The sequence below is a fragment of the Treponema sp. J25 genome (assembly GCF_004343725.1).
GTDB lineage: Bacteria > Spirochaetota > Spirochaetia > Treponematales > Breznakiellaceae > J25.
This window is the reverse complement of sequence record NZ_PTQW01000051.1, coordinates 1-13638: the sequence shown is the minus strand read 5'-3', so window position 1 is coordinate 13638 and position 13638 is coordinate 1. Positions and strand designations below refer to the sequence as shown.

Genomic DNA, 13638 nt, shown 5'->3' with positions numbered 1-13638 from the left:
TTCCATTCTCTTGAAACGCTTTTTTTATAAGTACTTCAATTTTTTTAATTATATCAATATTTCTTACTGTCCAATTAAATCAGATGTTGAACGATCTTTTACTTCCAATCTTCTATTTTTATTCCTTCTATTCTATTGAATTCGTTTATGTTATTTGTAACGAGTATTAACTTTTTAGCAATGGCTTGTGCAGCTATTTGCATATCATAGGGACCTATTAGCTTTTCTTCTTTTTTTAATCTTGACCGTATTTTCCCAAATTCTTGTGCATCTTCATCGTCGAAATTTAAAATTGTAAATGGAGCTAGAAACTTAATCAATGAAATATAATTTTTTTCAATATTCTGACTATTAAAAACTCCAAAATATAGTTCAGCAACGGTGATGCTCGAAATATATATTTTTTGAGTGATTACTTGATGTAACCGATCTAATACATATTTTGGTTTTTCATTCTTTAGAAAAATACAGATATTTGTATCGAGTAGATACATTATACCCCATCTCTTTCTTGCATTTCTGGTTGTTCTCTTCCATTTGCCATAAAGTCTTCTGTGAATCCATCTAAACCTTCTAAGAAAGTTTCCCACACCCGATCTTTGGGGAATAGAATTACCGCTTCGCCAACCTTTTGGATAAAAACATCTTCACCTTTGAAGGTATACTCTTTTGGGAGTCTCACCGCTTGACTGCGGCCATTCCGGAACAATTTAGCGGTTTGCATAGGTTCCTCCTGTAGATAGTATATATCCTGATATATACCACAGTCAAGAATTTTATATTTCCTTTTTTATTTACTCCTCCTACCGTTGAGGGCTATTCAATATATTACTTACCTCCAGGTTTTCTACAGTTCATGTATAAAGCGTGCCAGGCTTTCCTGCCAGGGGGGAACGGAGAGACCGAGGGCCTTGATTTTTTCTTTGGAAAGGACCGAGTAGGCAGGACGTCGGGCTTTGGTGGGATACTGGTCGGTCGTGAGGGGCTTAATGTCACAATTCCGGGTAATGATGCCATACTGCCGCCCCAGCCGATAGATTTCCCGGGCAAAGTCGTACCAGGTAGTTTCGCCTTCATTGGTGTAGTGATAGATCCCCGCTGGCGGCCAGACATCCCCCTCGGAGTGGCCCGAGAGGGCTATAAGATACAGGATAGCCTGAGCAAGGTCGTAGGCCCAGGTAGGGGTCCCCCGTTGGTCGGCTACCACGCCGATGGTGTCCCGCTCATTCATGAGGCGGAGCATGGTGTACACGAAGTTGTTGCCGTGTTTACCATAGAGCCAGGCGGTTCTAAGGATGATGCTGGTGGGTGCGGCGGCCATGAGAAGCCGTTCCCCCTCGGCTTTGGTTTTTCCGTACACACCGGTGGGACCGGTGGGGTCATCTTCCCGGTAAGGCCGGGGCCGTCCTGCTTTCAGCAAGGGATTTCCTGAAAACACGTAATCGGTTGAAATGTGGAGCACCCGGGCACCAATTTCCTGGGCAAGGCGCCCCAGGTTTTCTGGGCCCTGGGCATTCAGGGCATGGCAGAGTTCAACATCATCTTCTGCCTTGTCTACTGCGGTGTAGGCCGCACAGTTGATTATCCACTCAATGTTTTTGTTTTCTACAAAGGTCCGAAGGGCGTTCGGATCCAGGATAGAAACTTCCCGGTCGGTGCCAACAAAGGCTATTTTTTGAGATTCCAATAACAGGGCTAACTCGGTGCCCAGCATGCCCTGGTTGCCAATGAGCCAGATCATAGCATATCCTTTTTAATGTTTTTTAAAAGGGGAAGCTTCTTATCCTTTTCTGAAAGGATATAGGGAATCCCCAGATCTGGCCAGGGGATAGCCAGGTCCGGGTCATCCCAGCGGATACCAGCATCGCTTGGGGCATGGTATTCGGCGGTACACTTATATTGGAGCTCCGTATTATCTTCCAGAGCTACAAAACCGTGGGCAAAGCCAGGAGGAATCCAGAGCAGGATTTTGTTGGTTTCCGATAGTTCTATGCCAAACCATTTGCCAAAGGTGACTGAACCAGGCCGGAGGTCCACCGCTACATCCCATACTGCCCCCCGGGTGACCCGGACGAGTTTGCCCTGGGCATAGGGGGCTTTTTGAAAATGAAGGCCCCGCAGGGTTCCCCGGGCCGATCGGGAATGATTATCCTGGACAAAGGTTTCTTGAATTCCTGCGGCAGCAAAATCGCTTGCCTTGTAAGACTCCATAAAAAACCCCCGCTCATCGGCAAAGACGCGGGGGGTTATAATAACAAGGCCCTCTATAGGGCCGGGGGTGAAAGTAAAGGGCATGGTTATTCTTCCTCTGCAACGAATTTAAGATAGGCCCCATAATCGGTTTTTATTCCGGCGGCCAATTGCAGAAGCTGTTCGCGGCTGATCCAGCCGTTCCGATAGGCGATTTCTTCGATACAGGCCACGTAGAGGCCCTGCCGTTTTTGAATGGCCTCCACAAAGTTACCGGCTTCAAGAAGCCCATCGTAGGTGCCCGTGTCAAGCCAGGCCATGCCCCGGCCTAAGAGTTCTACCCGAAGCTTACCCCGGGCAAGGTACTCGTTGTTTACACTGGTTATTTCTATTTCTCCCCGCTCTGAGGGTTGCACCTTTTTTGCGATGTCAATAACGGTATTGTCATAAAAATACAGCCCCGGCACCGCATAGTGGGACTTAGGCTTTGCCGGTTTTTCTTCTATTGACAACACCCGACCATTCGCATCAAATTCCACAACCCCATAGGCGGTGGGATCCTTTACCCAGTACCCAAAAATCGTTGCCCCGTCGGTATTACTATTGGCTTTTTTTAAAGTTTCGGTAAACCGCTGGCCATAAAAAATATTATCGCCTAAAACAAGGGCTACCGAATCGGTACCGATAAAACGCTCCCCCACAATAAAGGCATCCGCAAGTCCCCGGGGCTGCTCCTGTACCGCATAGTCAAAACGCATACCAAGCCAGTCACCACTACCTAAGAGTTCCTTGAATACAGGAAGATCTCGTGGTGTAGAAATAACGAGCACTTCCCGGATACCCGCAAGCATGAGCACCGACAGGGGGTAGTAAATCATGGGCTTATCGTACACCGGGAGTATTTGCTTTGATACAGCACGAGTAATAGGATACAGACGAGTTCCAGAACCACCAGCGAGGATGATGCCTTTCATTGAGAGCTCCTTTTCAATATAAAAATCTATTTTTGGTATCAATTAAATAAATCAAAATATTTCTTTGATATTATTTCCCATTTATATCTTCTATCCGCAATTAATTTCATATCTTTTGATATTAGTTCTAATTCATTATGATTAGTATTTATTAAAAGTTCTTTTAAATCTTCAGAATTTTTCCAATATTTCGCTTTGTTTTCGGTTGTTTCTCGGTTATATATACAATCAAAAGCGAAAACGGGTAGCCCTAAATTCATAGCCTCCACAAGAGACGGATTTGTTCCACCTGCAGAGTGACCATGTATATATATTTTTGCATTCCTTCGCAAAGAATTTAAAGTTGTTTGTTCATAAATAGGATTTAATAAATAAATATTATCTCTATTCCTATATTCATCATATAATTTTTTACCATAATTACTATTATTCCAATTTCCAATGATAACAAATTTTAAATGATAGATTTTAGAAATTGATTCCAGAATTAAATGAATATTATTTTCTGGTTCTATCCTACAAACCGTTATAGCATATTCTGAATCTACAAATTCATAGTTTTTTTTATCGAAATCAACTTTACTAGTATTAAGAACATGATCGCCACCATATTCGATCAATCGGATTTTATCTTTGTATTCCTTATATTCAGTATAACAATATTCAACAACACCCTGATTATCTGCCACAACAATATCAGAAAAAAGCACCGCCATTCTTTCAGATATTTTTAAATACAATTTAATTATTTTATTCCATTTATCTCTTTTCCATTCGAGGCCATCTATATTAGTGATTATTTTGCCTTTGTATAATAATCTGATAAAAGGTAAGAAAATCGCCCCAGAAACACCTAAAACAAGCATGTAATCAGAATTAAGAGACATCAACATAGACAGAAAATCGTATAAAATACTTGAAACACCATTTGCTTTAAGTCTTATATATTTAAGACGTGCGTTTTTATAATTCTTAACTTTTTTATTACTATTTAGCGAAGAACAAAATACGGTAATACTATAATCCCTGTTGTAGTCAAGAATATTATCAACAAGCGTTTCAAATCCACCATATTGTGCAGGTACTCCTGCTGTGCCAAGAATATGTAGTATCATTTTTAAAAACTTCTCTCTATTTTTCCCATTTTTTTTGTAATACCATCATAAAAAGAATTAAATAATATTTTTATAAATATTAAAATATTTTCTCTAAATATAAAGTTTAATATAATCATTTTTAATAAACTTATAAAAATATATTTTTTTATAGTTATATTAAATTTTTCATATAATAAAATATATATTCCGTTTCTTAACCTATAATACTTTCTTATTTTGTTATGATTAACAAGTGAAAATTTTCCTAATTTAATTGAATTATCTCCAAGATGATGATTTATATGTATACTTTTATTTATTAATATTTGATATTTATTTTTTAATGCGCGCCAGCACCATTCAGTATCAACCCAATCAATAAAATATTCTTCTTTCATTAGGCCTACATATTTTAAAACACTTGTTGGTATAATCATTCCTGATGATATTACATGGGATGCAAGAAGGCAATCTTCAAAATTACTAACATCATATACCTTTCTTATTTTCTTATTATTTAATATCAAAACAGGTTCAATTTCTCGCCTTGAGTTTAAATCTCTAAACAAAGGAGCTATTGCGCCAATTTTATAACTATTCTTACATTTTTCGTAGAAAGATATCATTTCTTTAACATAATTTTCTGGATAGATAGTGTCTTGATCAGAAGTTAATATAAAATCGGCACCCTGTTCTATTGCTATGTTTATTCCTATATTTTGAGCATAAGCTATGCCTTTGTTATTAAATAAAAAAATAATATTAATTAAATTTTGTTTCTCCATATTTTTTAATTCTGTACAACCAAGAGGAGTGTTATCAACAATAATAATCTTAGTTACTTGATTTGCCATACTACTTATACATTTTTTTAACATAGCAATGTTTGGATTATAGGTAACTAAAATAGTATAAATACTAAAATTCATATTACATCCTTTTGCAACTCTATAATATTATTAAATATGAAGATGCCTTTTTAGCATTTTTATAATTGTAGATAAAAGCCCATTAGGATTATTCATTATATGTTCATTTTTTAAATCAATAATTCGTCTTAAATATTTTTTTTTTGAAATATCACAAGAGTGAAGTTTTAATCTGAAATAATTACTCCCTCTCGCACTTTCATCCATAAAATAAAATTTTTCGCCATTTTTCCAAAGCACATAAGCCAAACTAAGCTGGTCTCTTTTAGTATGGATGTTTAATTCATGCCACCAATCGTTCATAAGTTTCATGATTTTTTCACTATTATGTTTTCTGAAAAGTATGTTATTTTCACCCAGTCCGAAATTCTTTGGAAAACCTTCATTTTTATATTTATCCATTTGTTTTTGAGTTTCATCATACTTTGTTTTGCCAAGTATCACACACTCTTTTGCCTCATCATACACACACTCTCTCGCAAAATGCTTCGGCACTGCCATATCATATTGACTCAAGTATTTCTTTGCCAAATCCAATGGATTGCCCAATATAGCAATATTCGCATCCACATACAAACTCCACTCATATTCGCTCAAAAACAGATGTGGAAGTACTTTGTATTTTCTATTCATCATATTTGGCGGTAAATCACAGTTTTCTATTAATCTTATTTCCCATATATCAGAAGTCATATGTTTTTGGTCTGTAAAGCAAATAAAATCACACTCATTATATTTCTGAGGAGGATCTATTAAGTTATCATAATCTCCAAAGAGAGCAGTGTATACTACTAGTTTATTTTTTACTCCATCCATTTTTCCCACCACATCATAAAAACTAATAACAACCAGATCTTACTTATTCCTATCCGATTGTTTTTTAACCATGTTTTTTTCAATTCTTGTATTTCCTCTGTATTTAAAAAAGCAACTTTTTTCAACTTCTCTTCAGTTAAATATTCATCAACATATTTTTTAAGTTCATCATCAAACCATTCAATCATCGGTATACTGAACCCCATTTTTGGTCTATCCATTATTTCTTTTGGAAGGTATTGATGAACTAATTCTTTTAAAAGATATTTTTTATTTCCATTCTTTATTTTATATTCACTTGGCAATCGAGAAATAAATTCGATTATTCTATGATCAAGCAGAGGCTCTCTTCCTTCCAGACTTACACTCATGGTAGCTCTATCTACTTTTACCAATATATCATCTAACTGATAGGTAAAGAAATCAATACACATCATTTTGTCGATTTCATCATTATAGCTGTTCAATTTATATACTTCATCATAACCTGTAGTTTGATTACAATAAGAATAATTCAACAACTTCTGTACTTCTTGAATATTAAAATATCTAGAAATTATAATCATGGTATCATATACAGAATCTGTTCTGATCATTGATTTTATTTTATTATATCTATTTTCAAAATTGTATGTCTTGTTAAGCGGATATAGCCAGGATGGCTTTATAACGTTCATAGTTTCGGCAATTATTCGTTTAAAAGGTAATTTATTAAACACATTAAAATATTTAGTAGCTTGCACATATTTATCATATCCACCAAATATCTCATCGCCTCCATCAGCACTGAGAGTTACCGTCACTTTCTGACGAGCAAGTTTGCTCACTAGTGTTGTAGGAATAGCGGAACTATCACCAAAAGGCTCATCCCAAATATCGGGTATTAATGGTAATATATCTTGTGCTTCTTTCTGAGTACAGTAATATTCTGTATGGTCTGTGCCTAGATATTCTGCCACCCTTTTAGCATGGTGCGCTTCATTATATTTCTCCTCATAAAAACCAATTGTAAAAGTTTTAATCCTTTCTGTTCTGTCTTTTTGTAAAAGGGTTGTAACCACAGTACTATCATATCCGCCACTTAGGAACATACCAACTGGTACATCAGCTACCATTCGATATTCAAAAGCAGATCTAAGAATTCTTTCTGTTTCTTTAATAGCATCATTAAAAGAAATATTAAGTTTCGGTTGATTATAACAATCTATTACACTCCAATACGGTTCTTTTCTAAAACTTTTATTCTTTAAATCTAGAATAGCATAAAAACCTGCTTCTAGTTTCCAACAATTCTGAAATATGGTAAAAGGTTGTAGAATATATCCAAATTGAAAAAACAAGGCAAGAGCATCTTTATTTATTTCTTTTTTAAAATTAGGATGCGTATGAAAACTTTTTAACTCACTTGCAAATAAGAATAAATCATTCTTAAAATAATAATATAATGGTTTAACACCTATCCTATCCCTGAATAAATATAGGACTTGTTGTTTTTTATCATACAACGCAAAAGCAAACATTCCAATAAATCTATGAACACACTCAACACCCCATTTATGAAATGATGCTAAAATTACTTCTGTATCACTGTGAGAATTGAAGGTATATCCATAAAATTCAAGTTCCTTTTTAATCTCCTTATAATTATATATTTCACCATTAAAGACTATTTCATAATCAAAATAGGCCATTGGTTGATGACCTAAAGATGACAAATCTATAATTGATAATCTCCGATGTCCTAACCCAATTGTTGCAATATCCGTCTGATAATAGCTATATCCACTATCATCAGGCCCTCGATGGGAGAGAACATCAGTCATAGCAACCAACGTCTGTTTGTCTGTCTTCTTTGTAAAATCACAAAAACCTGTTATACCGCACATTAACAAAACCTTCCAAGGTTACCATTTAATCCATCTTTTACAGCTTTCAAAATAATTTTAAATCGCTTTATAGCCATTTTAGGAATTAAAAAAAGATGAAATAAGTAATTATAAAATAACGATATATATAGATTAAGATAATAAACATATTTATTAGTAATGAATTTTTTATCTAAAAACACATGATTTCTTATTGAATAATAAACTTTGATATCATTTGACATTGAGTTGTAAAAGGGGCTTTTAACTTTTGTTGCCAGCCAAGTCACATCAATATCTTTAATAATACTATTACTACAAAGATACAGATCAAAACCAGAATTAGTCATACGTAGTGTCCAATCATGATCATCAGCATAAACAAAAAAATCTTCATTTGGATAACCAACATTTTCTATTACCTTTTTATGTAGAAAAAGGCCCCCATAAGGTCCTATCTGGCTTTTTACTATTTTATAATTAACAGCTTCACTGTTTATACCTATTTTAGCATTTAAATAATTACTGATTTGAAATATTTTATCTAGAAAATAATATTTAATATGAAATCCCATAAAACTATTTTTTATATAACCTTTGATTCTACCTTTTTGAACAGACAACAAATCATCTTTAAAAATTGGTCTTAATGACATTAAAACATTATAAATATTTTTTCCTAAGTATTCATATGCTAACAACAAATTTCTTAAAGCATTTTCCTCAGGCACATTATCATCATCTAATAGCCATATAAATTCACAATCTGGATCGTTATACGCCTCTTCAAGACCTCTTTTATAACCACCAGCTGAACCATAATTTTCATCAAGATAAAGAACCTTTATTTTATCCTTTCCTAGTTCTCGTTCATACGCTTTCAGCTTTTCTCTGCTTTCAGTCACTGAATTATTGTCTACAACTATTATCTTTTTTATTCCTTCATTCAAAGCGCTGTCGATTACTTGCTTCAAAAAATTAAAACGATTACCGTATGTTACTGTTACTACATACGTTTTCATACATTGACCTTAAAAATATTTTTTAAGTCATCTAAGAATTTTGTTCGCTCATTTCTAATTATTTCTCTATAATACTCAAATTCTTTTGTAATAGTTTCATAGTTCTCAAAACAACTCTTAATTTTTTTGATTATTAAAGGAATATTTTTTTTATTTGCATCAAATTTGAAATTATTTCCTATTGGGATGTCCTCATAGAATTTTGCAGAACCATCTTTCCCTGTAATAACACAACAACCCAGAATAGCTGCTTCTCTTGGAATTCTGTCTTTACCTGGATGATTCCCAAAATCTATATATACTTTGGCACGAGAAAGCAAATCTGCTACTTCTTCTCTTGTCATATTTTCTATAGATACAAATTTAATGTCTTTTGCTTTTTCAATAATAAGATTTGTAAATTCTTTTCCCTTTTTAGGGTTGTAGACGACTATATTTTCTTTTTTAGGATTTGTATTATTTTCTTGCTTTTGTATAAAATAATAATTCAGATAATCACCTAAGAAAAGACTATCAACACCTTTATTCTTTAACATTTGTTTCGCATATTCACTTTGGACTAAGTGTAATATATTTTCATTTTTACTAAATCTATATATTTTCTCTTTTGGGAAAAATCCCAATTTATAAAGGAAAATTTTAATATTTTTTTTAATTTTACTATTTGATTTTAAAAAATTATAATAATTATCTACACTTAACCACCATATTACTTTCTGAATATACTTGTAATTATAGATTAATTGGGTATATGTTTCTGGTACAATCAAAATGTTCTTTTTTACATCTTCAATTTCATTTACAAATTTATTACCGTAACATAGGTAAGCTTCATGAACAGGGTATACATTCTCATTGCTATTATAATAAAACATATATGTAGCAAAACCCAAATTGGCCAATTCATAACCCAACTGGTGGAGTAATTCAGGACCACCAGAAGCTATGTTTGCAGGACAAGCAATATATATATTTGTATATTTCTCAATATTTAAACTTTGAGTCATATTATAATTCCTTTTCAGCTACTTCCAATGCTCTCTCTACAATATCATCCATGTCATAATACTTATATTCAGCCAGTCTTCCCACCAATTTTATATTTGGGAATCTTTTTGCATAATCAACATATTTTTGATATTTTTTTTGATTTTCTTCTGTAAACACGGGATAGTAAGGATCATTTTTCCCACGTATATAATCCATTGGATATTCTTTTAATATTGTGGTATTCTTAGATTCGCAGAAATGAATATGCTTAAATTCCGTGATTCTGGTAAAATTATAACTATTAGGATAATTAACTGTAGCTTTCTCCTGATACCATTCTTTTTGTATCGTCTCGAACTTCATATGTACACTACGATATCGGAGTTCACCAAATTGATAATCGAATAACTCATCAACACATCCAGTATAAATTATTATTCCATTAAATTTATGACCAAGAACATAAATCTGATCATTCTTTATTGTAGCCACTTCTTTGAAATTGGTATTAAGCATTAATTTGATATTTGGATTATTCAGCATATTTTCAAACAGTCTAGTATAACCGTGTCTTGGTACTACCTGGTAAATATCATTAAAATATCGATTATCTTTTCCAATAAAAAGTGGAACCCGGGCTGTCACAAAACTATCAATTTCTTCTGGTGTTTTATCCCATTGCTTTGCGGTATAATTTAAGAATACTTTCTCATATATATAATCAGCTAAATATTTTAAATCCTTGTCTTCGCTTTGCTTTAATTCAAGAATTGGAACCTTGGTATTCAATTTGTATTTTTCTAAAAGCTTTTGTTCATACTTATTGGCTAAAGATACAGGAAATAGCTCATACAGGGTATTCAAATTAAACGGTAAAGGGACTTTTTTACCATCAATGTAAGCTAACACCTCATGATTATATATATCCCACTCAGTAAACTGTGATAGGTATTCAAACACCTTTTTATTATTGGTGTGGAATAAATGGGGACCATATTTATGGACAATTATATTATTTTCATCTTTATAATCAAAACAATGACCACCGATATGGTTATGTTTTTCAATTATAAGTACTTTTTCTTTTTTTTGAGAGGCAAGCCGTTCAGCTATTACAGAACCAGCGAAACCAGCGCCGACGATGATGTAGTTAAACATTTTTAATCTCCACAATTTTTATTCCTATTTTTTGCAAGTATAAAAACATTGTAAATGTTACAAAGAATTCTACAATTGTTACACTGATTGCTGATCCAATATGAGTATATAAAGGAACTAAAAATAAAGATAAAGCTATATTCAACAAACTTGCAATAATTAAAATGTTTTGAAATGCTTTTTTTCTTCCATAAGCCAACATTGTCTGTATACCAAAAATATTACTTAGACCAATTAATAATGGATGGATAGCTAATATTTTTAAAATCATTATTGAGTTAACATAATTTTTCCCTAATAAAATAGCAACAATTAAATCAGAAAGAATAAATAATAAAGATGATAACAAAATGGTAATAATAAAAACATATTTTGTAATTTTTCTAATAAAAATTAGACTTTTTTCTTTAGATTCAAAAACTTTTTTTGAAATAAACGGGAACAAAGCTTGTGATAATGGTCCATACAAACCTTTTACTGCCTGTATTATCTTATCAGCCGCAGAATAGTAACCAACAATAACGTTATTAGTAAATATTCCCAATATAAAAGTCGTGCTAATTGTATATAAACTTGTAGCAATAGTTGAGACAAACACATGCCAACCATCTCTTAATTGTGAAATTATACCATATTTACCCACAAGCTTTATAGAAACATTAAACTGTTTTTTAATTAGTAACAAACTTAATACCCCAGCTACCACAAATCCTATCGAATTTAGGAGCGGCACCTTCCAATAATCTTCTTGAGTTTTTACAAAAATAAAAATGGCAATAGTAAAAAAGCCTTTGGCCAGAATATTAAGGAACGTAATATAGCGCATTCGTTCCATTCCCTGAAAAAACCATACCGGAAACAGAACCTGCCCCAGCACCATGCCAAAGGCAAGATAGTAAACAAACCAGTCTGATCGGAATTTTTCAAAACTGAATACTAAAATATTCAACAGCAAGAAACTTAAAACAAAAAGCCCTGCTTTGATTATCATAACAGAGCTGAAGATTTCTTCTAGTTTTTCTTTGTTTTCCCGGTGTATAGCCACTTCCCTGGTTGCTGAAAGATTAAACCCATAGTCAGTTAGTGTTTGAAAATACCCAATCGTAGCCGTGGCAAAAGACAGGAGCCCAAATTTTTCTACCCCTAACACCCGCACCTGATATGGAAAGGTAATAAGGGGCAGTATGTAATTGAGACCCTGCAGTATTGCAAGGGAGACAAAGTTTTCAAAAAGCCGGCGGTAATCGCTATTGGCTCGTATTTTATTTAATAAAGGTATATTCAATTTATAAACCACTGAGGCTTATCCAAATTTTAAAGAAATTTGAATAAGCTGCTTTTTCTACCCCCGCCGCGGCCGAAACACGCTGACAGAGCTGCCATCCAGATAACGCCTTCCTATCTACCAAAAAGGGCGTACCTCTCAGGCTTGTTGCCCATAAGCATATCACAGGTTTATCTGTATTTCAAGCATTCTGTTCAAAGTATGAACAAAAAAGAATACGTTTTGATAGGTCCGCAAAAAAGCCCCCGTATACAATGGCGGGAGTAAGGGCTTTGCCTATCATCCATTCCTTATATACCTCTACCTCTTTTCTTCCCAGACCAGGTTCCGTACATTCCGGATGGTGGTATCAAATTCTATCCCCACAAGATAGATCGGCTTCTGGACATCGCTATATTTTTCATAATAGCCCATGGCGTGGATCTGTTCTAAGGTCCCCGTACCATTTACTTTAAATTCCATGATGTAAATACTCTCTGGAAATACCAGGGTTAGATCTATCCTTCCCCTGTCGGTTACATCCTCGGCTATTGCTTCCACCCCTAACCCTTTCATGTATGCATAAAACACCGATACATAGTAGCCTTCTTTTTCGTACATCCGGTTATGAACAAACAAATGATAGAGAATCGACGCATACAGAGCCATAAGGTGCCTTTTAAAGGCATCAAAATCCTTGGCTAAAAGAGAGCGGATTATATTTCCAGAATATTTTGGGTAACCCTTCGATTTGGTAATATGCTCTGCTATAAGTCCAAAAAGTGATTGTTGAACCTCAAGGTTGGGTATTTTAAGTTTGTATTCTGTTTTTTCTAAAACCATCTCATAGGTTTCGATGGTTAAATACCCTGTTTGCCACATCAATGTTTCTAATTCTATAATATCCACATCAAAACTATTAAGCATCGATTCGTCCTTAGTGATATTTTCAAAATCGGGGAGAAAATAATTATTCTTTTCTATTAGTTTTAATAAGAATTCAGGGGTTCCCGTGGAAAACCAGTAATTTCGGTAGAGATAATTATTTGATATAAAGAGCAATATGTCAAAGGGATTATATACCGCCTCTCCAAGCCACTTATACCCATTGTACCACCGCCGGATTTTTTCATAATCCTGGCCTCTGAGATGCTCTGCAAACACCGTTTCTAGATCATGCTGAGTGTATCCCGCTATTGTAGCGTACCGTGGATTAAGGGTCGCTATTTGTCAACAAATTTGTCACCTATTTATGCACCCTTTTTATGAATTATTTTCTTGGTCTCATTGGATGGATTTAAGTACACAACCCGCTGAACCTTCCACGTTTTAG

The 13638-nt window shown here is 34.1% G+C and carries 14 protein-coding genes; all 14 read right to left on the bottom strand.

Annotated features, from left to right (window positions below):
- Positions 1-98: 98 nt before the first annotated feature.
- Positions 99-494 (bottom strand): type II toxin-antitoxin system tRNA(fMet)-specific endonuclease VapC, encoded by a 396-nt coding sequence (gene vapC, locus C5O22_RS12540; protein ID WP_132782334.1) that lies wholly within the window; start codon positions 492-494, stop codon positions 99-101.
- Entirely contained in the window at positions 494-724 is a 231-nt protein-coding gene (vapB, locus tag C5O22_RS12535; RefSeq protein WP_132782332.1) for a type II toxin-antitoxin system antitoxin VapB, read from the bottom strand. Before vapB ends, vapC begins: the two co-directional genes overlap by 1 nt.
- Before the next feature lie 123 nt (positions 725-847).
- The gene (gene rfbD, locus C5O22_RS12530) at positions 848-1741 is read right to left on the bottom strand and encodes a dTDP-4-dehydrorhamnose reductase (RefSeq protein WP_132782330.1); all 894 of its coding nucleotides are present in this window, start codon (positions 1739-1741) and stop codon (positions 848-850) included.
- Positions 1738-2295 carry a dTDP-4-dehydrorhamnose 3,5-epimerase gene (gene rfbC, locus C5O22_RS12525; RefSeq protein ID WP_132782328.1) on the bottom strand — a complete coding sequence of 186 codons (558 nt, stop codon included), beginning with the start codon at positions 2293-2295 and terminating at the stop codon, positions 1738-1740. Before rfbC ends, rfbD begins: the two co-directional genes overlap by 4 nt.
- Before the next feature lie 2 nt (positions 2296-2297).
- Positions 2298-3164: a glucose-1-phosphate thymidylyltransferase RfbA gene (gene rfbA, locus C5O22_RS12520; protein WP_132782326.1), complete on the bottom strand. Its 867-nt coding sequence runs from the start codon at positions 3162-3164 to the stop codon at positions 2298-2300.
- 38 nt (positions 3165-3202) lie between these two features.
- Positions 3203-4279: a DUF1972 domain-containing protein gene (locus C5O22_RS12515; protein ID WP_132782324.1), complete on the bottom strand. Its 1077-nt coding sequence runs from the start codon at positions 4277-4279 to the stop codon at positions 3203-3205.
- A gap of 2 nt (positions 4280-4281) precedes the next feature.
- Positions 4282-5190 carry a glycosyltransferase family 2 protein gene (locus C5O22_RS12510; protein ID WP_132782322.1) on the bottom strand — a complete coding sequence of 303 codons (909 nt, stop codon included), beginning with the start codon at positions 5188-5190 and terminating at the stop codon, positions 4282-4284.
- 30 nt (positions 5191-5220) lie between these two features.
- The gene (locus tag C5O22_RS12505) at positions 5221-6006 is read right to left on the bottom strand and encodes a glycosyltransferase domain-containing protein (protein WP_243692949.1); all 786 of its coding nucleotides are present in this window, start codon (positions 6004-6006) and stop codon (positions 5221-5223) included.
- Positions 5994-7892 (bottom strand): asparagine synthase (glutamine-hydrolyzing), encoded by a 1899-nt coding sequence (gene asnB / locus C5O22_RS12500; protein WP_132782317.1) that lies wholly within the window; start codon positions 7890-7892, stop codon positions 5994-5996. The genes C5O22_RS12505 and asnB overlap by 13 nt, the downstream gene beginning before the upstream one ends.
- Positions 7892-8893: a glycosyltransferase gene (locus tag C5O22_RS12495; protein WP_132782315.1), complete on the bottom strand. Its 1002-nt coding sequence runs from the start codon at positions 8891-8893 to the stop codon at positions 7892-7894. Before C5O22_RS12495 ends, asnB begins: the two co-directional genes overlap by 1 nt.
- Positions 8890-9900, bottom strand: coding sequence for a hypothetical protein (locus tag C5O22_RS12490; RefSeq protein ID WP_132782313.1), 1011 nt, complete (start codon positions 9898-9900; stop codon positions 8890-8892). Before C5O22_RS12490 ends, C5O22_RS12495 begins: the two co-directional genes overlap by 4 nt.
- A 1-nt stretch (position 9901) precedes the next feature.
- A complete protein-coding gene (glf, locus tag C5O22_RS12485; RefSeq protein ID WP_132782310.1) occupies positions 9902-11041 on the bottom strand; it encodes a UDP-galactopyranose mutase in 1140 nt (379 codons plus the stop codon).
- Positions 11034-12326, bottom strand: coding sequence for a flippase (locus C5O22_RS12480; protein ID WP_207895387.1), 1293 nt, complete (start codon positions 12324-12326; stop codon positions 11034-11036). Before C5O22_RS12480 ends, glf begins: the two co-directional genes overlap by 8 nt.
- A 300-nt stretch (positions 12327-12626) precedes the next feature.
- Positions 12627-13469 (bottom strand): PD-(D/E)XK nuclease domain-containing protein, encoded by an 843-nt coding sequence (locus C5O22_RS12475; RefSeq protein WP_132782307.1) that lies wholly within the window; start codon positions 13467-13469, stop codon positions 12627-12629.
- Positions 13470-13638 lie beyond the last annotated feature (169 nt).